We start from the raw sequence: 670 nt of genomic DNA on the forward strand, positions 1-670 counted from the left end.
CGACCGCGTCCGCCCCGAGGGCCTCGTCTCCTTCGGCCTCGGCGGCCCGGAGATCGGCGTCCCCCGCCCGCAGTTCAAGCCGTACTTCGACCGCGCGCGGGCCGCCGGCCTCCATTCGGTCCCCCACGCCGGCGAGACCACGGGCCCCCAGACGGTCTGGGACGCACTGACCGTGCTGGGCGCGGAACGCATCGGCCACGGCACCAGCTCGGCCCAGGACCCCCGGCTCCTGGCCCACCTGGCCGAGCACCGCATCGCCCTCGAGGTCTGCCCCACCTCCAACATCGCCACCCGCGCCGTCCGCACCCTCGACGAACACCCTCTGAAGCAGTTCGCCGACGCGGGCGTCCTCGTGACCATCAACTCCGACGACCCCCCGATGTTCGGCACGGACCTGAACAAGGAGTACGCGATCGCGTCCCGCCTGCTCGGCCTGGACGAGCGGGGACTGGCCGCCCTCGCGAAGAACGCGGTGGAGGCGTCGTTCCTGGACGCGGCGGGGAAGGAGCGGATCTCGTCGGAGATCGACGCGTACACGGAGGCGTGGCTGGCGGGCTGAGGCCGGCACGGCCTTGACCGGTCCGCCGCCCGACCCCAGCCGGACGGCCGGGGGGGGACCCCGTCGCCCGGCTCGGCCGCGGCCCCGACCCGGCCGGCCGGCCCGGTCCCC

The 670-nt window shown here is 75.4% G+C and carries 1 protein-coding gene; it reads left to right on the forward strand.

The genetic code is table 11. From position 1 onward, the window contains the following. Positions 1-559 (forward strand): adenosine deaminase family protein (locus tag CCN33_RS29435; RefSeq protein ID WP_140394752.1); only part of this gene is annotated, 559 nt, incomplete at its 5' end. Positions 560-670: the final 111 nt, after the last annotated feature.

Source organism: Streptomyces recifensis (genome assembly GCF_002154615.1).
Taxonomy (GTDB): Bacteria; Actinomycetota; Actinomycetes; order Streptomycetales; family Streptomycetaceae; genus Streptomyces; species Streptomyces griseoluteus.